Origin of the sequence: Solwaraspora sp. WMMD406 (assembly GCF_029626025.1) — a bacterium.
Taxonomy (GTDB): domain Bacteria; phylum Actinomycetota; class Actinomycetes; order Mycobacteriales; family Micromonosporaceae; genus Micromonospora_E.
Map to the genome: position 1 here is coordinate 249,533 of NZ_JARUBF010000001.1, position 19,851 is coordinate 269,383.

The following is a 19,851-nucleotide window of genomic DNA, read 5'->3' on the forward strand; positions in this document are numbered from 1 at the left end:
CTGGTCGCTGATGTCGGTCACCGATCGGGTCACCCCGGCCCCGGCGACCGGCTCGGCTCGGACGAGCCGGGCGGCCCGACGAGGCCGGCGTCGCGGGCCAGCAGCGCAGCCTGCACCCGGTCACCGACACCCAGTTTGGCGAAGACGGCCGAAAGCTGGTTACGGATGGTCTTGGCGCTCAGGCCGAACCGGCGGGCGATCTGCGTGTTGCCCTCCCCCGCCGCCAGATACCGCAGGATCTCCCGCTCGCGCGGGGTGAGCTGGTCGAACGGCGGGGGCAGCGCGGCCGGTCGCCGTGCTTCGCCGGCCAGCGCGGCCAGCCGGATGCCCGGCCCCAACACCAAACCTCCACCCGCGACGGTACGCAGTGCGTCGACCACCACGTCAGGATCGGTGTCCTTGAGCAGATAGCCCCGGGCGCCGGCCCGCATCGCGCGCGCCACCAACTCGTCGTCGTCGGCCATGGTCAACATCAGCACGGCGGTTCGCGGCCGGTGCCGCAGGATCCGCTCGGTGGCCGACACCCCGTCCCCGTCCGGCAGGGCGATGTCCATCGCGACCACGGTCACCTGCTCGTGGGCGACCGCGGCTATCGCCTCGGCGCAGGAGGCCGCCTCCAGCACCTGCCCCACCCACGACTCGCCGTCGAGCATCGTGCGCAGACCACGGCGTACCACCGGGTGATCATCCACGATCAACACTCGCGCCTGGTCCGGCATGCCCGCCCCTTCACCGTCCACCAGCTACCTCACTGTCCACCGGCTACCTCACCGGCCATCTTGCGGCACCGGCAGCGTCACCCGTACCACGGTCCCGCCGTCCGGTCCGTCGCCGATCTCGCTGCCGCCGCCGAGTTCGGCGGCCCGCTGCCGGATCGAGTCCAGCCCGACTCCGCCGGGCCGGGGCCGGGCAGCGCCGACGCCGTCGTCGGCCACTTCCAACGACAGTGTCCGGCCGACGCGGCGGACCCGGACCTCGCAGCGGTCGGCCTGGGCGTGCCGGGCCACGTTCGACAGGGCCTCGGTGACGATCCGGTACGCCGCCACCTCCACCGCCGCCGGCAGTTCCCGCAAGTCGTCGCCGACGGTCAGCCGTACCCGCAGGCCGGGGCCGTCGAAGCGCTGGCATTCGGCCCGTAGCCCGGATTCCAGCCCCTGGTCGAGGGCGGCCGGCCGGAGCTGGTCGACCAGGCGACGGACCTCGGCGGTGCAGGTACGCAGATCATCGGCGAGCCCGTCGAGGATCGGCCCGAGCCGTCCGGCACCGCTGGCGAGTTTGCTGGCCGCCCGTACCTGCATCGACATGCCGGCGAACGTCGGACCGAGACCGTCGTGCAGGTCCCGGCGGAGCCGGCGGCGTTCTTCCTCCCGGGCCAGGACCAGCCGTTCGCGGGAGTCCCGCAGTTCGCGGATCAGCCGGGCGGTGGACACCGCCACCGAGGCGTGCCGGGCGACGTCGGCGAGTAGTCGCCGTTCCACCGGGGTGAACCGGTCTCCGGGGCGGCGGTGCGCGACCACGAGCTGACCGATCCGTTCGCCGTGGGTCACCATGTCGAAGCGTTCGACCGATCCGGTCTGCTGGCCGTGGACCGCCGCGACGAGGTCGGCCCCGGCCGAGTCGGTGCCGGGCCGCTGGTCGACTTCGACGGCGACGTACGGCACCTGCAGCGACCGGGCGATGGTGCCGGTCAACAGCGCCGGTACGGCGTGTGGCTGCACGGTGTTGGCCAGCAGCCCGCCGAGGCGGGTCAACACCCCGTACGGGTCGTCGCGGTCGCCGTACAGCAGCCGGTTGACGCCGCGTTGCACCCGGTGCCGCAGCGGTTCGAAGGTGACCGCGATCAGTCCGGTCGCGACCAGCGACGCGTTGGAGGTGTCGCCGCCGAGGACCAGGTCACGCAGCACCGCGACCGTGGCCACGAAACCGACGATCACCAGCAGGCTCATCACCATCCAGACCAGGGTCCGGTTGATTACCTGTTCCAGCTGGTAGAGCCGGTAGCGCAGGACCGCCAGGGTGAGCCCGCCGGGGATGGCGACGACCATCAGCACCCAGGCGCCGGCCAGGTTGAGCCCGTCGAGGACCAGTCCGAGCAGGAACAGCGCGCCGGCGATCAGCAGGCAGGCGAGCTGCTGACGGGTCTCGCCGAGCGCCCGCCGCCACCGGCTGGCCAGGGCTGCCAGGACCGCGCCGACGGCGAGCAGTTCGACGGCGACCGCCACCAGGGCGATCTGGACGAACAGCCGGGCTCGGCCGGTGGCGGCCAGTTCGCCGGTCAGTAGCAGACCACGGGGGTCGTCGACGGCGGCGACCGCGAACCCGACGGTGGCGGTCACCGCGCCGCCGACGAGCACCCCGGCCACCGCCCGCCACCGCGCCCCGCCGGGCAGCCGCCCGTCCGGGAAGACCAGCAGGGCCAGGAACACCAGGGTGTACGGCGGCCACCACAGCCACTGCGCCAGCCAGGCCAGCGGCAGCCACGTCAGCCAGCTCAACGCCACCACCTCGACGGTGGCGAGCAGACCGGCGGCGAGCATCAACCGGCCGACCCGGTGGCCGGGCACCCCGGCCAGCACCAGGCCGCCGAGGGCGGTGAACGCGGCGGCGAAGACGGCGGTGAGCGCGATCGGGCCGAACAGCAGGTCGGCGCGTTGGTGGAGCTGGCCGGCGAACACGCCCAGCGCGACCGTCATCGTCGCCACGATCAACGGCCATCGGTACGGCCGGCGCCGGGCGGCGCCGCTCAATGGGTGGCCCAGCCGGCGGCGTGCATCGCGTTGTGCAGGAAGTTGCCCGAGTTGCCCTTGTTGTGCCAGGGCATCAGCTCGATGTCGTCGGTCAGGGTGCCGCCGCCCAGGTGTGGCAGGCTGCCGACGGCTTCGGCGACGCTCAGCCGGGCCTGTTCGGCGTAGTCCGGGTAGGTGGTGAGGAACCATTCGACGTGGTCGCGGACGGCCTGCAGCCGTAGTTGGATGGCGGCCGGGTCGGCCGGGTCGCCACCGGGCCGCAGGTCGGTCAGCTGCCACTGTGGGTCGAACACCGGTGCGAGTCGCCGCCCGGTGACATCGAAGAATTCGACGGCGCCGCCGAACTTGTCGCCGTCGGCCGGTTCGGCGAGCAGTTCGGCGAGGTCGGCGTAGGTGTGGGCGAAGGTGTTGTCGCTGGCGATCAGCAGGATTCGGCTGTCGGGGCCGCCGCCGAGGTCCAGACTCATCGGTTGTCCTCTCTCACGTGCTGGGTGTGTCGATTGTGCTGGTGCGGGGTGGGTCGGGACGCCCCCCGGTCGTCCCGACCCACCCCGGTCGACCGCCTGATCCGTGCGGGCTGGCCGGCGCTGACGCTCAGTGCAGGCTGGCGTTGACCGCGCGGGTGTAGTCGACCGACGCGGTCACCTTCGGCAGTCCTTCGACGTGACCGCCGGCGGCGATCCGCCCCGACCAGTACGCGTACCGGTCGGCGAGCAGCCCGACCCGGATGCTGCCGACGCTGACCAGGCACGATCCGATCGGATCCCGTGGTCTGCCCGGCACGTCCGCCACCGGGCAGGCGAAACCGTACTGCGGTTGATCCGTCCGGGGGTCGAACCCGGACCGGTCGTCGGCGCACGGGTCCCACGGCTCCGGTTGTACGCAGCCGTCGTAGTTGACCAGCGCCTGCCGGAACGTGTTCTGGAAGTGCTGGTTGACCGTCTGGTCGACGTCGGTGCGCGGTCGCGCCCAGTCGCCGGGCAGCGAACGGGTGCCGAACAGCATGCCGCTCATCTCGTCGTCGGACTCCAACGCCTTGGCCCAGCCCAGCTCCGAGTACGCCTGCAGCAGGCGAACCGCGTCGGTGACCTTCTTGCCGCGCTCCCACAGGATCCGGGAGTTGTCGTAGCCGAACCCGCCGGCCGGTGGGTTGACTCCGCTGCCGTCGAGCAGCACCCGGTAGAAGAAGCGTTGCCGGCCGGTGAGCATCGCGGCGGCCTTGGCCCGAGCGGCGTCGGTCGCGGCGGCCACCGGGGCGACCGGTGCCGACTCGAACGCCGGCCGGTACGTGTTGTTCCACCGCTGGTTGAGGTAGTGGATCTCGTCGTAGCAGTAGCCGTTCGGCTCGTGCGACCGTACGTCCCACGAGCAGTAGACGCCGATCGGGAGGACCCGCGTGGCGGTCTGCGCGACCTGCCAGTCACCGCCGTGCCACTTGACCCGCGACCGTACGGTGACCTGCAGGTCGCCGCTGGTGGTGTGGAAGCGTGGTCCCTCGTTCTCCACGACGTTGACGAAGCGTGCCTCGTAGCAGGTGTTGAACTGGGGACGTTTGGCGGTCGGCAGGCCGTGGTCGGCCAGGTGGTAGGCGTTGGGCAGAGTGGCCCGCAGCAGGGTGGACGGAATCGCGCGGGAACCCTGGGTGCCGACGCACGACGACATCGTGGACGCTTCCGGAATCCGGGCGGAGACCGCCTGGTCGGCGGTGCCCCACAGGTCGTACTGCGGCATCGGCACGTCGTGGCCGTTCCACAGCACGGCCTGCCGGATCTCCTCGACCTGGGCCGCCCAGCCGCTCATCGCGTCGCGGTAGTCCTGCACGAGTCTGGTGAACAGGGCGTTGGTGCCGCTGCCGGCCGGGGCGCTGAATCGGCGTACCTGGTTGTTGATCCGGTCTCCGGCGGCGGCGACCGCTTCGGCGCGGGCGGGGTTGACCTGGGCGGCGTACTGCGGGTTCTCCAGTTGCAGGACGTTGTAGGTGCGGGCGGCGGTGGTCCACGCGGCCGGGTTGGCGACCCGTTCGTTGGGCCAGCTGCCGCCGACCCGGCCGGCGGCCCAGCTGGTCAGATAGTTGATTGATCCTTCCGGCAGGTAGGTGTCGAGCACCGAGACCGGGTTGGTCAGGCTGGCACCGGCCGGTGCCGTGTAGGTCCCCTGGTTCGCCGCGTCGATGGTGGCGAACTTGAACGTGGGTGATTCCGCCAACGGGTAGTAGACGGTGGCGTAGTCCGGGATCGGCACGCCGGCGATCTCGTCGTGGTGCACGTACGTGGTGATCACCGTGTTGAGGTCGCCCTGTTCGATGCTCTGCAGTGCGACGTGGATCGCCAACGCCATCGAGTCGATCTTGCTTTCGATGGTCTGCAGTTGGGTGGCGATGTGCCCGAGTCGGGCGCGGACCTCGGCCACCGAGCGGGTCAGGTCGGTGAGCAGGCCGACCAGGTCGGCGTACATGGTGTTGAGCGCGGATTCGATCCGGTCGAACCGGTGGTGCATCCCGGTCGCGAGCCGGTTGATCTGCTCCCGCAGCTTGGCGATCTCACCGAGAATCAGCGCGTTGGGGTCCGGACCGCCGCCGGTGAACAGAGTCACCAGGCTCATCGCCGCGCCGAGCAGGTTGCCGGTGAGCACCGCAGTGCCCATCGCGGTCGCCGCCGCCGTCAGCCCCTGGTTGAGCACGGTGGTCAGGTACGAGTTGATCGCGGTCACCGAGGTGACGACCGCTTTGCCGACGGTCTGCAGCTGCTTGCCGAACCGTGGATCGGCGAAGCCCATCAGGGTGGACAGCACGTTGACCGTCTCCCCGAGACCTTCGAAGATCTTCTTGTTGCTCTCGGTCTTGATCCGCTCGGCTTCGCGGGTGGCGGCGTCCGGCTTCGGATCCTGGTTGAGCACGTACGTGGTCGAGTAGGCGATCACTTCGGTGAGCCGGGTGTTGCCGTCGGACTGCAGCACCGTCAGCACCCGAGTGGCCTGCTGTTCGACCAGCTCCCGGTATCCGACCCGGTCGCTGCTTTCGGCCCGCAGCGCGGCCAGCGGTACGTAGTGGCCGAGTGTGCCCGGGTTGTCGGGGCGGGCCGGGTGCACCCGCACCGCCAGCAGTCTGGTCTCGCTGGTCCGCACGCTGGTGCCGGTCCGGGTGGCGAACGCCGCGTCCCAGCCGGCGGCCAGGGCGTCGTCGGTGGCCGCCTGCTCGTGCAGGGTCCGCCAGGTCGTGCCGGTAACGTCGCGGACCCGGGCGTTCCATGCCGCGTCCTGGTAGCCGCCCCGGACCAGATCGAGGGCGTCCTCGACGACGTTGGCACCCTCCGCACCGACCGTGCTGGCCAGGAAGGCCCGGGTCGCCGCGCCGTCGGCCGTGGCCGGGCTACCCGGCTCGGCCAGCTTGGCCAGCACCGCCGAGGCGAACGCGAACCGGGACAGTTCGTCGCCCCGGCCCTCGGGCACGGCCTGGTCGGCTTGTGTCCGTACGGCTGCCGCGTGGGCGGCCACGTCGCCGCTGGACGCGGCCGGGTTGGCCGCCCGCCAGTCCAGCAGTTCGGCGGTGAGCAGGGCATTCTTGAGGCCGGCGGAATCCGGCCCGGTCAGCGCCACGGCGGCGGCGAACAGCGCCGCCCGCGCCTGGGCGTCGTCGAACGTCACCGGGTCGTTGGCCCGTACCGGCGTCTGGTGGGCGGTCGCCACGATCAGTCCGGCCAGGATGGTGGCGCAGCCCCGCCACCACGGGCCAGGGCCGGTCCGTCGCCGGCCGCGCGGTCTTTCTCTGGTACGCACGTGTGCTCCTCGTGCCAGGCGGGCCGCTACCTGGCCCGCTCACTGTCGAGCACGGTGCCGGGACGACTGTCCCGACCGACAGGGACACCTGTCCCGCCCTGTCGAATCCGGGCCGTCGGATTCCGGGCCGTCGAATCCGGTCCGTCAGATTTCGATACGCACCTCGTCCGGTCACGATCGAGAGGCCAGGGGCTGACGTTGACAATCCTCCCCGCCCTAAAGGACGGGGATTCCCTGGGTCGCCCCAGGGGGTTCCTGCTTCACCGACGACCGCCCCGTCCGAGAGGAGGACTCCCGGTGAGGTCTTACACCGCCTCCACAGGCAATCACGGAGAGCCCCTCCGCGAGAAGGTTGCGGGCCGCGTTCACGTCCCGGTCGTGGGCCTGCCCGCCATTGGGGATTTCGCAGCCCACGCCGACGTGCCGGAGACCCCGTTCTCCGGGTACAGCGGGTTGAGCTTGGAGCAGCGGATCCGGCGACGCCGCCTTCTCCCCCTGGTGGGCATCGCCACTCTGGTCACGCTGATGTTCATCGGGCCGGCCTGCTCCCAGTTGTTCTCCAGCGCCGATGGTCGTCCGGACGCGACGACAAGCGGTTGGCCCGCCGGCGACGGCACGACCGACGGCTGGCCCGCCGACACGACCGGCGGCGACGCAGCCACACCAACGGTGTTCAAGCCGTCCACGGTCGACCGGACCAGCGCGCCGCCGACGGTCACGTGGCCGGCGACGGACCCGCAGACGGTTGCGCTGGCCGAACTCGGCCGGATCCGGTCAGACGACCTGACCTGGCTGTACCCGCACGGACAGTACGTGGCGCAGCTGGCGTCCAAGAGCGTCGGCATCGTCGATCCACAGCAGGTCGCGGAGAACGGCTCGCACGTCTTCTATGCCAGCGACATCCTGGCCGAGCACGAGCGGCTTCGGCGCGAACACGAGGCGAGCGCGCCGGTCGCCCTGCTGCTGAGCACCGACTACGGCAAACGGCAGCTCTACGCCGGGCAGCCGCTGTGGATCACCATCGCGGTCGGCGACTTCACATCGGCTGACGAGGTCACCTCCTGGTGCGCCGACCGGTTCCCGTATCTGTCCGCCGCCGCGCTCGACAACCAGTGCGTGGCCCGCAAGCTGGAGCCGCCCCGTGACTAGCCAGCCGCCCGGACCGATGCCGCCGCCCGGACCCAAGCCGCATTCGGGGGCGGTGCCGCCGTACCAGCCGGGCTGGCTCGCCACGCCGACCCCGCCGCCGTTGGGACCGGGCGGTCCGTCGGTGCGCAAAAGCGGCGAGTTCGTCGGTACGGTGACCGGCGGCACCACCGTCGACGCCGTCACCCGTCACTTCCTCGGCGTACCGGTGCTGGTCGTCACGTCCCTGCTCGCCGGCGGCCTCCTGGCGGTCGACACCCTGACCGACGGCGGTCTGCTGGCCGCGCTGGTCTGGTCGGCCGTGGTGCTGGCCGCCCTGCTGCTGATCTACCGGATCACGCTGGGCCGCTGGTTCGGCCGGGCGCTCGGCGCGCTGGGCCGGCTGGCCGCCAGCGCGTTTCGGACCGTCGCCAGGATCGCGGCCCGCCTGGTGGCGTCCACCGTACGGACCGGTGTGGCCGTGCCCCGGCAGGGCACCCAGCTGCCGGTACGGCGGTTCCGGGTGCAGAGCCTCAGCGGCGAGATGGTGTCCTGTGTGTTGACCGGCGAGCTTGTCGGTGACGAGCCCCGCCACGGCGACGTCGTCCGGATCAGCGGTCACCAACGGCGCGACGGCCGGTACGCCGTACACCGGCTGTCCCGGCTGGCCCACCCGGCCGGCGCGGTGCTGGGCCGCGCCCATGCGCGGCCGTCGGTCGGTTACCGGCTGCAGCAGGTGGCCAGCGTCGCGGGTTTCGGGCTGTCCGCGCTGGTGCTGGCCGGAGCCGCCGCACTGATCGCCGGACTGATCGGCTGATCAGCCCGGCGACCATCCGGCCCGCCGGCTCCCGGCCCGGCAACCCGCCGGTCACCCGGTCAGTCGCCCAGCAGGACCATCCGCCGGCCGGCATGGGCGGTTCCGGCCATCGGGGTGGCCACCACCCGACCAGCCGGTACGGCGCGTTCCCGACCCCAGGACCGGATCTCGTCGATCTGCTCCGGGTTGGTCCGGCTCAACGGGAACGTGTTGGCGAACGTCTCGACGATGAACTCTGCCGAAATCTGGTCTGCCCCGCCCTTGATCAGCGCTTCCGCGCCGACGTCGTGCAGCGCCGACTCGATGTCCGAGCCGGCGAACCCCTCGGACAGCGAGACCAGCTTGTCCAGCAGTTCCGGTACCGCCGGCTGGTCCTGCCGGACGTACCGGCGGTAGTAGAGCTCGATGATCTCGCGCCGGTCGTCGGCGTCGGGCAGGTCGACGAAGAACAGCTCGTCGAATCGGCCCTTGCGCAGCAGCTCCGGCGGCAGGGCCTGGACGTCGTTGGCGGTCGCCACCACGAACACCCGGGCCCGGGATTCCTGCAGCCAGAACAGGAACTGGCCGACGAGTCGCCGCCCGATGCCGGTGCTGTCGGACTGGCCGGCCAGCCCTTTTTCGATCTCGTCGATCCACAGGACGCACGGGGCGACCCGGTCGGCGGTTTCCAGTGCCTCGCGGAGCCGGCCTTCGGACTGGCCGACGTACTGGCCGAGGGTGGCGGCCAGGTCCAGTCGGTACAGCGGCAGCCGCCATTCGGCGGCGATGGTTTTGGCCGACAGCGACTTGCCGCAGCCGGGCACCCCGACCAGCAGGACACCGCGCGGCGGGCGCAGCTGTGTGTTCCGCAGGTCGGCCACCATGATCTTGTGCTTGCGGTGGAGCCAGGACCGCAGGCTGGTCAGCCCGCCGACCGCGTAATCGGCCTCCCGGAGCCGGATTCGTTCCAGCCCGGCCAGGTCGCCGAAGTGCTTGTCCTTGAACTCGGCGAGGATCTCGACGTCCTCGCGCTCCACCGAGCCCTTGGTGACCATGGTCGCCAACACGTTGATCGCGGTCCCCTCGGGTACGCCGACCAGGAACTCGGCGGCCCGCCGGGCGTCACTGTCCGACCAGGCGATCGGCACCACCCCGTGGTGGTCCCGCAGGAACTCGGTGATCACCTCGTACATCTCGTTGGAGTCGGGCAGGTCGAGGCCGACACTCATGCCGAGCCGCTGCAGTCCGCTCCACAGTGGGGTGTCGGTGATCAGGATGATGCTGCCCGAGTTGCTTTCGGCGAGCCGGGCCAGCTCGGCGACGTGCCGGCTGGCGGTGTTGTCGTCGCTGAGATCTTCCGGGTCGACGAACACCATGGTGGCCTGGGCGCGGCTGGTGAACTGCGACGCGGCGAAGTCCATCGCCCCGGCCAGCGACCGGTCCTCGTACGCGGCACCGTTGGTCCGCAGGTCACGGACACCGGTGGCACGGGTGTAGATCCAGAACGGCAGGTTGGCCCGCTTGGGGGCGGTGGCCACCTGCTTGACCAGCCGCAGCGCCCGCATCTGCTCGATGGTGCGGACACCGATCAGCGGTACGCGGGCGGCGATGTAGCTTTCGAGGTCCCGGCGGGACTCGGCGTAGTTGGGCATGAGGTGCTCCTCGGCTGGTGGTCTTGCCCGGTGTTCAATCGACGATCCGGCGACGCGGCCGTACGGACAGGTCGGTCGACCACGCCGCCTCCGCCGCCGGAGCCGGTGTCGGAGCCGACACCGGCGGCGGGGTCGTCGGCCGTACGGTCAAAGGGTTGTCGCGCAGGGTCCGCAGCCGGGTTTCGACCAGGCGGCGGTCGACACCGTCGCGGCGGAGCCGGTCGACCTGTTCTTCCAGGGACTGCTGGGCGGAGCGGACCTGACGGTCGACCATGTCCACCAGCCGGTCCCGCAGCCCGACCGGCAGCCCGTGGTGTCCGGCCACCGCCCGGATCGACTCCAGCTCCCACCGGGCGTGGCCGAGGCTGCGGGCGACGGTGAACTCGTCGCGGGCCTGCCCCATCGCCCGGGTCAGCGCGGCGGCCCAGCTCTCCAGCCGCTGTGAGATCGCCCCGGTGATCCGGTTGGTGAGCCGCTCCCACGAGTCACCGGTGAAGTCCGTCTCGGCCAGCTGCGGCAGCTGACCGGGGTCGGCCGGCTCGGACCGGCCCCACCGGTCGAGGAACTCGGCCCACGCCCGGTAGTGGCCTCCTGTCCCGTACATGGTCAGTCGTCCCGGTGCTGGCCGCGCCGGACGATGATCTCGCCCGGCGGCAGCGGTTCCCAGTCGGGCAACGATTCGACGACCTTGCGGTGGCGTTCGGTGTGCCGTACGGACTGCGACCCGTTGACGGCGGGCGGCGAGTTGGCGGCCCGCAGCGAGTTGGCTGCCTGCGCCCACGGCGGGGTCGGTTCGGCTGGTCTGGTCATTCCTGGGTCACCGTCCTGTCTGCTGGTCGTCGTCGGCGGCGTCCGGGCGGGCGACCCGGCGCTCGTACGGTGCCGATGCCTGCCCGGCGGCGGCGAAGTCCGCGATCATCGCCCGGACCTGCTGCTCGCCGGAGTCGGCCTCGCGGAACGCGGTGTTCCAGTCGACGAGTTCGGCTCCGGCGGCCCGCAGCTGGACGATCGAGTCGTGGCGGGCGCGTTCGACGAGCTCCCGGGCCTCCTGCTGGCGTCGGGCGGCGGCGTCGGCCTTGCCGTACACGATCGCCGCCCCGACGCCGACGGCTACCACACCGGACAGCAGCGCGGCGGCGGCACTGCCGGTGCAGCCACCGAACACCGCCGCGACGACGGCGGCGGCGACCGCCACCATCACGTACCAGCCACCGGCGCGGAAGGCGAAGCCGTCGATGAACGGTTTGCCGTGCCGGTCCCAGTGCTGGCTGAGCGAGTCCTCCAGCGTCTCCATCGGCTGCTGGAACGAGCCCGTCCAGCGGGGCAGCTTGAAGGCGATCGCGCCGGCGTTGTGGTCGCCTTCGAAGACCGCCTGCACGTCGGTGGGCAGGGACCGCCGGTAGTCGAGGGTGAAGCTGGCGTGCGCCCGGCCGAACCATTCGTGGCAGGCGGCGATGGACAGTTGCTGGGTCGCCTTCGACACGCCGGCGGCCTGCGGGTCCAGCGCCGACGTGGTCTGGATGGTGAGGAAGTCCTGGACCGCGTCGAGCGCGGCGGACCGCGAGTCGTGTTCCCGCTGCGCGGCGGCCAGGTCACCCTTGTTGCGGACCACCGCTTCGTGGTGGGCCAGTTCGCGGCGCAGCGGCAGTTCCTCGGTGTCGTACTCGCCGACCAGCCGGTCCAGGATGTCGTCGACCGCGTCTTCGAGCCGATCGCTGCGGGGAGTCTCCTCCGCCATCAGGGCGCGGTACTTCGTCACCAGTGCTTCGTGCACGCCGGCGCTGGACAGCACCGAGTCCATCGCCAGCCATTGCGGGGACACCTTGGCCAGGCGGGGGAAACGGGTCACCGCCGAGGGTGACCGGTACCGCTCCACTTCGAACCGCCACCGCGCCACCTGGGCCTGCTGCTTGGCGTCGTCGTCGAGCAGCTTCCGCTGCCAGCCGTCGATGGTGGTCCGGACCAGATCGACGCCGGCCGGACCGAACGCGCCCTGTGCGACGGCCTCCAGGATCACCGCGAAGTCCCGGCCGAGGGCGCTCGGGTCCTGGGCGGCCAGGTAGTGCCGCAGCCACCGTACGGCGCTGGGGTTGCGGTCCTGTCGGCGCAGCACCAGGGCCATGAACAGCGAGGTACGGTCGGCGGAGCGCCGGAACGCCTCAGTGATCGCCCGGTCGCAGAGTTCCCGGTCGTCGCCGGCCCAGGCGGCCAGGGCGACCAGCACCGGGGCGAGCCAATAGCGAGGCGTCTGGATCATCAGGTGTTCGCCGATGGTCTGGACGGATTCCGGTGACACCAGGCCGACGTCGAACGCCTGCAGCATGCCGACGGAGCTGCGCCGTACCTGGTCGTGGTGGCGGAACTCGTGGTCGAGCTGATCCTGCACGATGCCGATCCGGGAGGTGGCGAGCTGAACGTTGTCGCGCAGTTCGCTCTGCCGGATGAACGCCAGGAAGTCTGCGCGCAGCAGGGTGAGCTCGGTGCGGGTCTCGCGGGTCTCCGCACCTACCTGGTCGACTTGCTCGCTGACATCTTGGACGCGCTGTCCGGTCTGCACGACCAGGGAGGCCAGGTTGTCCACCTTGTTGCGAAGTGCGTAATCGATTTCTGCCATGGTCGTCCAATCGGCTAGTCGACGACGGTGCCGTCAGGAAGGACCGGGCGCAGCGTGCCGCTGGCGTACACCTCGATGAAGGCGTATCCGCCGGTGCGGACCAGCGTCCGGGCCTGGGCGAAGGGTTCCGGCATCGGGTCCGCCGGGGCGAAGTGGTCGAGAATCGACTGGAACAGGTCCAGTCGGTGATCCACATAGGGTGGGCCGAGGAAGCATTCGGAGACGAAACCGAGCGGTACGTCGCCGTACTCCTGCTCGTATTCCTGGCGGACCCAGGCGGCGAGTTCGGCGCGGGCGGCGGTGTCGAGGCCGGCGTCGAGTCGCCGGACCGCCTCGAACAGGCCGGCGTGCCGGGGCCGCCGTTTCGCCCGTACGCCGGGGGTCACCGATTGTCGCGACCCCGTCTGTTGGCCGATGGTGGGCCGCAGCTCCACCCGGCGACGGTGTGTGAAGTCCATGCCAGTCCCCAGCCGAGTCCCGTGGTCCCGTAGTCCCGTGGTCCGTACGGTGCCGACCGGTCGGTCGCACCAGCACTGGGATCTGACGGACAGCATGTGGCGAGACTGGGCGACGGAGCAGGCTCCGCCGGGAAGGGGTAACTCGTTCGGCGGTGATCCTCCTGCGGGATCATGATCCCGCAGGAGGATCACCGCCAGACGGATATGGTGTCCGGCGCCGTCGTGAGCGGCGCCGCAGAGGGCTACGGTACGGCGACCGCCGCCTCGGAGCCCCTCGCCGCGGAGCCCGGCATCCGGGTCACGCTGGGCAGCAGCGGGGCGGCCTCGGCCGACCGGCTGTTCACGGCCGCGTCCGGGCACATCGCGGTGAGCAGGAACGTCTGCCAGGCGATGTCGATCGGGTGGGTGTCCGGCAGGCCGAGCTGGTAGTGGCTGAGGTTGATACCGGTAGACACCTGTCGGTTGCCGTCGCGGCTGTGCATCGAGTACGCCAGGTGGCCGAACACCGCGCCGTCGTGTCCCCAGAACACGCCGCACGGAGTCGGCAGCGAGTAGATTCCGAGCCCGTAGCCGCCGGCCTCGGGAACGTCCGGCAGGAACGGCACCGTGGTGAGCATCTCGTCGAGGGTGCCGTCGCTGAGCAGCTCGCCGTCGAGCAGCGCCCGGAAGAACGTGTTCAGGTCGGCGGTGGTGGCGATCATCTCGCCAGCGGTCCACGCCCAGCTCATGTTGAACTCGCTGAGGTCGCGGGTACCGAACGGGGCGAAGTAGGCACCGCCGTGCGGGCCACGGATGCTCGGGTCGGTGCCGGGCAAGTAGGTGTCGGTGAGCCGCAGCGGACGCAGGATCCGCCGCTGTACCTCGTCGGCGGCGTCGTTGCCGGTGACGGCTTCGATCAGCAGTCCGGCGAGGACGTAGTTGGTGTTGGAGTAGCTGAACGCGGCCCCCGGCGGGTTGGTCACCGGCATCGCCAGACCGATCGCCACCAGGTCGGCCGGCGCGTACGTGGTGACCTGCATCTGGTTGATCGCCGCGTACGAGTTGATCATGGCATTGGTGTAGTTGCCGATGCCGCTGGTGTGGTTGAGCAGCATCCGTACGGTGACCTGCTCGCCGACCTCTCCGGGTACCGTTTCGGGCAGCCACTGCCCGATCGGGTCGTCGAGGTCGAGCCGGCCTTCGTCGACGAGTTGCAGCACGGTGGTGGCGACGAACGACTTGGTGATGCTACCGACGCGGTGGCGCATCTGCGGGCGCATCGGTCGGGGCGTGGTCAGGTACGCCTGGCCGGCGGCGTCACGCCATTCGTGTCGGCCGTCGCGTACGGCGGCCAGGGCGCCGGGGACGCCGGCCTCGGGTACGGCGGCGAGCGCTTCGCGCAGTTGCGCCCGGTCGAGCGCGCCGGAGGACGGACCGCCGGCGGTGTCAGGTCCAGCGGTAGCTGGCCCGGCGGACGGTCCGGGCTGCGCCGTGGCGGACGTGGGTACGACAGCGATCGTGGCCACCAGCGCCGCACTGGTGGCCACGATCTTCAGTGTCCGAAGAATACTAGACATATTTACATGTTCGTCGCACCTCCGGATGAACGCATCCTGCTCAGGCGCGAGATTTGACTCCACGTCGACGGGCACCGACGACGAGCAGCACACCGAGCAGCACCGTCGCGCCGCCGACGGCGGCGATCAGCCCGGTCGAGGAACCGGTGATCGGCAGTTCGTCGTCTCCGCCACCGCCAGCACCGCCGCCGGCGGTCGTGAAGACGATAGGCACCGTGTTGTCCGACGGGTCGGACTCGGTCGACGGCCCAGAGCTGCCGGCGGTGATCGTGCCGTCGTCGCCGGGCGTCGAGATGACCTTCAACCGTACGGTGTGGGTGATCCGCCCGGCACCGGACGCGGTGGCCGGGAAGAGGCTCTCGAAGTTGCACCGCAGTGCGGGCGACTCGGGCAGCTGCGTACCCGGCTCACCCTCCGTGTAGCACCACTCGGCCGGCAGCAGGACGGTGCCGGTCGGCGCTGTGATCGTGACCCCCGGGCCGCCACCGTCGGACGGACCGTTGTTCACCACCGTGTACGTCAGGTCCACGGTGTCACCGGGCTCGCCGGTCACCGGCGCGGCCGTCACCTCGATGTCCAACGTGTTCGGCTTCGTGTATACGGCGAAGTAGGCGACGTTGTCGTCGGTGTCGATCTCGTCAGGGGTCGACGCCGCCCGGCCCGCCGATTCCTGGGCCTTCGCCAGTGCCTCGTTGATCGACTTACCGCTGGCCGCCGACGCCCGTGCCTGCGACGGTTCGCCAGCGCCGAGCCAGGTCTCGAACGATCCGCTGGTCTCCTGCGGGCCGGCCAGGTTGGTGCCGAAGTACAGGTCGAACAGGGACTCGCCCTGCTCGTCGACGAGATACAGCACGTCGCCCGGGGCCAGCGGCAGGGTCAGCGCACAGGTGACCCGGCTCGGGCCGTACGCGTACCCGTCCAGTTTGGGGTCGTTCGGCCAGTAGGTGGTGTACTCGCAGTCGTCGTACTGGTCGACGAAGCCGACACCGGTCGGCAGGTTCAGTGCGATCGTGTAGCTGTCGGCGGTGCTGTCGCCTTCGTTAGCCACGGCTGCGTGGAGCGGGGCGGTGTCGCCGGGTCCGACCGGATCCGCTTCGGTGTTGATGTCGTCGACCACGGCCACGAGGTCAGGGCCGGAGGTCAGCACGGTCACCGGGAAGGTGACCGTGTTGTCGCTCGGGTTGGCGTCCTCCTGCGCCGAGCTGATCGTCACGCTCATGGTGCCGGCGTCACCGGGCGGTGCGCCGGCCCGGCTCGCCAGCCGGGCCGGGTGGATGTGGTCGGTGAAGCCGGCGTCGAGTACGCCGTACGCGCAGGTCACGGTCCGACCGGTGAGCTCGCATCCGGGGTGGTCGCCCTCCGTCAGCTCCACGCTGTCGTCGACCCCGGTGGCGTCGAGGACGATCGTGACGTCGCTCGCGGGGGCCTCCCCGTAGTTGTAGACGTACATGCCGAGGGTGACGCCGGAGTTGTCCACTTCGGCGACTGGGTCCCGGTCGAACGAGACGAACAAGTCCGGCTTCGGCTCCTGGGCGGCCGCCGGCGCGGCGATCGCGACGACGACGGTGCCGGCGATCATCGCGCCGGCACCGATCCGGGCCCAGCTTGCAGTGTTCAGCTTCATGCTGCTCCTGAGTACGGGGGAAGTCGCGACTATAGCGACAGTGCACATAGGCACACTGCCCCATTGCACTCGGGAACCAGGACGCTACCGGAGGTTCATCTGGGCGTTGAATCCGTTCGTAGCTGTGCGAAGTCGGTGGTCAGGGCGAACGGGTCGGCGACCTGGGTCGGCTCGCGGCGGTGCATTTCGGCGGCCAGCTCCCGGCTGGCCCGGATCACCCGGCCGCGTAGCCCGGCACCGTCCTCGCCAGCACCGTCGATGGTGCCGCTCTGGCCGGACCAGTCCTCCGGTGCGGCGAAGATCGCTGTGGGCACGACCGCCGCCCGCAGGTAGGCGAACATCGGCCGTACGGCGAACTCCAGGGCGAGCGAGTGCCGGGCGGTGCCGCCGGTGGCCCCGATCAGCACCGGCTTGTCGGTCAACGCTCCTTCGGCGAGCACGTCGAAGAACGACTTGAACAGTCCGCTGTAGGAGGCGTTGAAGATCGGGCCGACCGCGATCAGCCCGTCCGCGCCGGCGACGGCGTCCAGCGCGGTCCGCAGGGCCGGTGCCGGAAAGCCGGTGAGGGTGTGGTCGACCACCTCGTGTGCGTGGTCACGGAGTTCGATCACCGTGCTGTCCAGGTCGACGCCCCGGCCGGCCAGCTCGGCGTGGACGGCCGCGGCGAGCTGGTCGGCGAGCAGCCGGCTGGTGGACGGCTGGCTGAGGCCGGCGGTGACGACGGCCAGGGAACGTCGGGTCATCGTCGTCACACCCGGGCGGCGGCCTGGCCGGCGTCGGCGGCAGCGTCGGCGGTCTGCTGGTTGGCGTCGACGGCCGACCGGCTGGCGGCGACGAGCGAGGCGTGGGTGGGCGCGTCCGGCACGTGCGCCGGCCGGCCGATGGCGAACTCGCGCCGCAGCACCGGTACGACCTCCTCGCCGAGCATGTCGAGCTGCTCCAGCACCGTCTTCAACGGCAGTCCGGCGTGGTCGACGAGGAACAGTTGCCGCTGGTAGTCGCCGACGTACTCGCGGAAGGTCAGCGTACGGTCGATGACCTGCTGCGGGCTGCCGACCGTGAGCGGCGTCTGCGAGCTGAAGTCTTCCAACGACGGACCGTGACCATAGACTGGGGCGTTGTCGAAGTACGGTCGGAACTCGCGGATCGCGTCCTGCGAGTTGCGGCGCATGAACACCTGCCCGCCGAGGCCGACGATCGCCTGGTCGGCGCTGCCGTGGCCGTAGTGGGCATACCGTTCCCGGTAGAGGCCGACCATCCGCTGGGTGTGCTCCTTGGGCCAGAAGATGTGGTTGGCGAAGAAGCCGTCACCGTAGTAGGCGGCCTGTTCGGCGATTTCCGGGCTGCGGATCGAGCCGTGCCAGACGAACGGCGGTACGCCGTCGAGCGGGCGCGGCGTCGAGGTGAAGCTCTGCAGCGGCGTACGGAACTTGCCCTTCCAGTCGACGACGTCCTCGCGCCACAGTCGGCGCAGCAGGTCGTAGTTTTCGATGGTGAGCGGGATACCGTTGCGGATGTCCTGGCCGAACCACGGGTAGACGGGGCCGGTGTTGCCGCGTCCCATCATCAGGTCGATCCGACCGTCGGCCAGGTGCTGCAGCATCGCGTAGTCCTCGGCGATCTTGACCGGGTCGTTGGTGGTGATCAGCGTGGTCGCGGTGGAGAGCAGCAGCCGCTCGGTCTTGGCCGCGATGTAGCCGAGCATCGTGGTGGGCGAGGACGGCACGAAGGGTGGGTTGTGGTGTTCGCCGCTGGCGAAGACGTCGAGGCCGACCTCTTCGGCCTTGAGCGCGATGGCGACCATGGCCTTGATCCGCTCGCGCTCGGTCGGTTCCCGTCCGTTGGTCGGGTCGGGGGTGACGTCACCGACGGTGAAGACGCCGAACTGCATGGTCTGCTCCTCTTCAGCGGCGAGGGCCGCTTGGTTCCCTCGGACTACCCGACCAAACATAGTTGCTTCGTCAACTATTCCGTCGGTCGGGGCGTGGGGAAGGCCGCGTCGACCAGGCACCCTTCCAAGGTGCGAAGAAACCGTTCGATGTCGTCGAGGGTGAAGTAGGTGGTGTCGGCGGTCAACGCCAGCCCGAGCCCGTCCGGTTTGTCAAGGATCTCGATCCGCGTCCGCCAGGTGAAATGCTCGAACCGCTCGGCGAGGACGAACGACGTACGGGACATGGCGTCGCGGACCTCGGATTCGGTCACCGGCCGGCCGAACAGGTCGACATCGGGCGCGAGGCGGATGTCGTTGAGGTAGCAGTGCGGGTTGACCCCGGTCGCGTACGGCAGGCCGGCAGCTTCGAACGCGGCGGCGAGTTCCAGCGGGTCGTAGTAGGCGTGCCGGTAGCCGTCGAGCGCCGCCTGCCACACCCTCGGCATCAACTCGGCCAGGCCCAGACGACCGGTCAGATCGGGTCGGCGGTCTGGCCCCGCTGGGCCGGCGGTCAGGTCGACCGGCACCAGGGCGAGCTGGTTGAGCTTGGCGATCGCCTCCGGATAGCCGGCGAGCATCCGGTTGTTGACCATCGTGTGCATCCCGACGACGGGCTGCCCGGACCACGCGCCGACGACGATCGCCGCCGCGCCGAGCAGCACGGTCGAGCTGGTCGTCTGGTGCCGTTCGGCGAGCAGCCGTACGGCAGTGTCGGCCGCTTGCGAGACCAGCACGCCACGGCGGAACCGGGGCGTCAGCGGGGCGAGTTCGGGCAGCCGGGTCTGCCGGGACAGCTGGCGGGTCACGTCGACCCAGTAGGCCGCCGCTCGGGCGGAACGGCGCTGGTGCCGGTCCTGCTGTTCGAGTTGGGCGACGTCGGCGGATTGCAGGCCGGGCGGGGTGTCGATCGCGCCTCGGGACAGCAGCAGCCGCAGGTCGCGCAGCACCAGTTCGGCCGCCCGGAAGTCGACGGTGGTGTGGCTGAAGACGACGACGATCTGGCGTACGGCATCGTCGACGGTGACCAGCGCGAACCGTTGTGGCCACTCGTCGGCGTGGGCGAACGGCGTCGCGGCCAGCCGTTCGGCGACCGTACGGCCGATGACCGTGGCGTCACCAGCGGAGTCGGTGACCATTGACACCGGGATCTCGCCCTGGTCGGCGACGAGCTGCCGGGGTTCGTCGCCGGTCAGGTCCAGTCGGGTACGCAGCGAGGCGTGCCGGCTGACCAGGGCGGCGACGGCGGCCAGCACCCGGTCGGGGTCATGCTGGTGCCGCCGGGGCACCGGGACGGCGCGACGCAGGGTGAACATCACCTGGCCGGGTCCGTGTCGGCGGATCGCCATCCACAGCGCCCGCTGGCCCCAGGTGATCGGGGCGGTCCTGGCCGTGCCGGGGGCGGCGAACCGGACCGTACGGATCTGCCAGTCGCCGGACGGCAGGTCGCCCGTGATGTCGGAGCCGGCCGGGGCCACCACCGATGCACACCTCCACGGTCGGTGAGGGGCGGCGCGCCACCAGTGGGCGCGGTACAGATGGCGTCAGTATCGATGACGATCTGGTTGTCGTACGAGG

At 70.6% G+C, this 19,851-nt stretch carries 16 protein-coding genes; 2 read left to right on the top strand and 14 right to left on the bottom strand.

Annotation, left to right across the window (positions count from 1 at the left end):
- Nucleotides 1-29: 29 nt before the first annotated feature.
- The 4 genes from O7632_RS01050 to O7632_RS01065 form a co-directional block, all read right to left on the bottom strand.
- Nucleotides 30-719: a response regulator transcription factor gene (locus tag O7632_RS01050; protein ID WP_278110629.1), complete on the bottom strand. Its 690-nt coding sequence runs from the start codon at nt 717-719 to the stop codon at nt 30-32.
- A gap of 48 nt (nt 720-767) precedes the next feature.
- Complete coding sequence (locus O7632_RS01055) at nt 768-2,693, bottom strand: sensor histidine kinase (protein WP_278110631.1); 1,926 nt, start codon at nt 2,691-2,693, stop codon at nt 768-770.
- Nucleotides 2,694-2,743: 50 nt separating this feature from the next.
- Nucleotides 2,744-3,214, bottom strand: coding sequence for a hypothetical protein (locus O7632_RS01060; RefSeq protein ID WP_278110632.1), 471 nt, complete (start codon nt 3,212-3,214; stop codon nt 2,744-2,746).
- 127 nt (nt 3,215-3,341) lie between these two features.
- Nucleotides 3,342-6,521 carry a hypothetical protein gene (locus O7632_RS01065; RefSeq protein WP_278110634.1) on the bottom strand — a complete coding sequence of 1,060 codons (3,180 nt, stop codon included), beginning with the start codon at nt 6,519-6,521 and terminating at the stop codon, nt 3,342-3,344.
- Between the two features lie 420 nt (nt 6,522-6,941).
- On the opposite strand from O7632_RS01065, the gene O7632_RS01070 reads away from it, so the two are divergent.
- The gene (locus O7632_RS01070; protein WP_278110636.1) at nt 6,942-7,670 is read left to right on the top strand and encodes a hypothetical protein; all 729 of its coding nucleotides are present in this window, start codon (nt 6,942-6,944) and stop codon (nt 7,668-7,670) included.
- On the top strand, nt 7,663-8,463 hold the full coding sequence (locus tag O7632_RS01075) for a hypothetical protein (RefSeq protein ID WP_278110638.1): 801 nt from the start codon (nt 7,663-7,665) through the stop codon (nt 8,461-8,463). The genes O7632_RS01070 and O7632_RS01075 overlap by 8 nt, the downstream gene beginning before the upstream one ends.
- A gap of 59 nt (nt 8,464-8,522) precedes the next feature.
- On the opposite strand, the gene O7632_RS01080 is transcribed toward O7632_RS01075, so the two are convergent.
- From O7632_RS01080 to O7632_RS01125, 10 genes are all read right to left on the bottom strand, one after another.
- Nucleotides 8,523-10,094, bottom strand: a complete 1,572-nt coding sequence (locus O7632_RS01080) for an AAA family ATPase (RefSeq protein ID WP_278110639.1) — start codon at nt 10,092-10,094, stop codon at nt 8,523-8,525.
- A gap of 34 nt (nt 10,095-10,128) precedes the next feature.
- Nucleotides 10,129-10,698, bottom strand: coding sequence for a hypothetical protein (locus O7632_RS01085; protein ID WP_278110640.1), 570 nt, complete (start codon nt 10,696-10,698; stop codon nt 10,129-10,131).
- A gap of 2 nt (nt 10,699-10,700) precedes the next feature.
- Nucleotides 10,701-10,904, bottom strand: coding sequence for a hypothetical protein (locus O7632_RS01090; RefSeq protein ID WP_278110642.1), 204 nt, complete (start codon nt 10,902-10,904; stop codon nt 10,701-10,703).
- 7 nt (nt 10,905-10,911) lie between these two features.
- Nucleotides 10,912-12,708, bottom strand: a complete 1,797-nt coding sequence (locus O7632_RS01095; RefSeq protein WP_278110644.1) for a hypothetical protein — start codon at nt 12,706-12,708, stop codon at nt 10,912-10,914.
- A 14-nt stretch (nt 12,709-12,722) separates the two neighbouring features.
- Complete coding sequence (locus O7632_RS01100; RefSeq protein ID WP_278110645.1) at nt 12,723-13,166, bottom strand: hypothetical protein; 444 nt, start codon at nt 13,164-13,166, stop codon at nt 12,723-12,725.
- A 242-nt stretch (nt 13,167-13,408) separates the two neighbouring features.
- A complete protein-coding gene (locus tag O7632_RS01105; RefSeq protein ID WP_278110647.1) occupies nt 13,409-14,692 on the bottom strand; it encodes a serine hydrolase domain-containing protein in 1,284 nt (427 codons plus the stop codon).
- Between the two features lie 70 nt (nt 14,693-14,762).
- Nucleotides 14,763-16,346 (bottom strand): LPXTG cell wall anchor domain-containing protein, encoded by a 1,584-nt coding sequence (locus O7632_RS01110; protein WP_278110649.1) that lies wholly within the window; start codon nt 16,344-16,346, stop codon nt 14,763-14,765.
- Between the two features lie 95 nt (nt 16,347-16,441).
- Complete coding sequence (locus O7632_RS01115; protein ID WP_278110651.1) at nt 16,442-17,089, bottom strand: FMN reductase; 648 nt, start codon at nt 17,087-17,089, stop codon at nt 16,442-16,444.
- Nucleotides 17,090-17,094: 5 nt separating this feature from the next.
- On the bottom strand, nt 17,095-18,237 hold the full coding sequence (locus O7632_RS01120; RefSeq protein ID WP_278110653.1) for an LLM class flavin-dependent oxidoreductase: 1,143 nt from the start codon (nt 18,235-18,237) through the stop codon (nt 17,095-17,097).
- A 74-nt stretch (nt 18,238-18,311) separates the two neighbouring features.
- Nucleotides 18,312-19,754 carry a condensation domain-containing protein gene (locus tag O7632_RS01125; protein ID WP_278110654.1) on the bottom strand — a complete coding sequence of 481 codons (1,443 nt, stop codon included), beginning with the start codon at nt 19,752-19,754 and terminating at the stop codon, nt 18,312-18,314.
- Between the last annotated feature and the right edge of the window lie 97 nt (nt 19,755-19,851).